At 69.6% G+C, this 1,376-nt stretch carries 1 protein-coding gene; it reads right to left on the reverse strand.

The window, feature by feature from the left end:
* A partial coding sequence (locus ACIBB8_RS37915) for a condensation domain-containing protein (RefSeq protein ID WP_398959971.1) occupies positions 1 to 1,376 on the reverse strand: 1,376 nt, incomplete at both ends.

Here is a 1,376-nt window from a genome sequence, read left to right on the forward strand (position 1 = left end):
CGGCACCGTGGACACACCCAGCTCCACCCCGGTGTCGTTCCACTCCACCAACACCCGACACCGCTCGGCCTCACCCAGCACATCCACCGCGCTCAACGGCATTTCCCGGTCGCCTTCGAGCGCTTCCTCCAGCGCGGCCGCCAGGTTGTCCACCGTGGTGCGCAGCAGTGCACCGACCTCCTGCGGATCGATCGGTGCCACGGCGTCCACGGACAGCCCGATGCCGGCAGTCTCTCCGTTGTCGTCGACCGAGACGGTCAGGGGGTAGTTCGTGCGCTCCCGCACGAACAGGGTCCTGACTCCCTCGAGTCCGCCGTCCCTCTCCTCGTCCCTGTCCGGACCGGAGGGCCGGCTGTCGTTGTGCCGATAGTTGAGCAGCGCGGTGAACAGCGGTGCGTCGCCGCCCACGCCACTGGCCTGCTGTGCCACGGCCAGGGGGGCGTGTTCGTGCTCGATGAGGGCCGCGAGCTGCGACCGCATGTCGGCGACGGCGGTGAGCACACCGGTCTCGTCAACCCGTGACCGTACGGGCAGGGTGTTCATGAACGGGCCCGGGGCCCGGTCGGCACCGGCACCGGCGTTCATCCGGCCGAACAGCACCGTGCCGAACACCACGTCGTCACGGCCGCTGACCGCCGCCAGCGTCCGGGCCCAGGCCACGTGCACCACCGTGGCAGGGCTGGCGCCGAGGCGCCTCGATACCTCACGCAGCCGCACAGCCGAATCCGGTGAGAACTCCAGTCGGGCGCGGACGATCTGGGTGCCGTCGCCGCGGGCGTCGACCAGTCCGTAGGGGGTGGTGGGCTCGGTGACGTCGCTGAGCAGCTCGGTGAAGAACGGTTCGTACTGCGCCTGGTCGGCCGTGCCTCGCGTCTGCGCGACGAAGTCACGGAACGGAAGCGGCTCGGGCAGTTCGCCGCCCCGGCCGTCGACGAAGGCCCGCACGTCGTCCAGCACGACTTCGAGTGCCGTGTGGTCCTGGACCATGTGGTGCATGCGCACCAGTGCCAGCCGGCGGTCCGTTTCCGTGTCCGCGGCGGCGATGTGTACGTCGATCAGCGGTGCCTGCTTCATGTCCATCGACGAACCGGCGGCCGCGAGCAGTTGCTCCACGGGATCGGTCCGCTGTGGATCGAGTGCCACGTCCGTGACGGGGAGCGCGGCGTGACGCCACACCACCTGCACCGGCTCGCGCAGGCCCTCCCACACCACACCCGTGCGGAAGATGTCGTGCCGGTCCACGACCTGCTGCAGTGCTTCCAGGAACGAGTCCAGCCGTCCCCGCGTGTCGAATTCGAGGGCGGTCGGTGTCACATACGCGTCCTCGCCGCCGTCGGCGAGCAGATGATGGAAGAGCAGACCCTCCTGCAACGGAG

Source organism: Streptomyces sp. NPDC051286 (genome assembly GCF_044455345.1).
Lineage (GTDB): Bacteria > Actinomycetota > Actinomycetes > Streptomycetales > Streptomycetaceae > Streptomyces.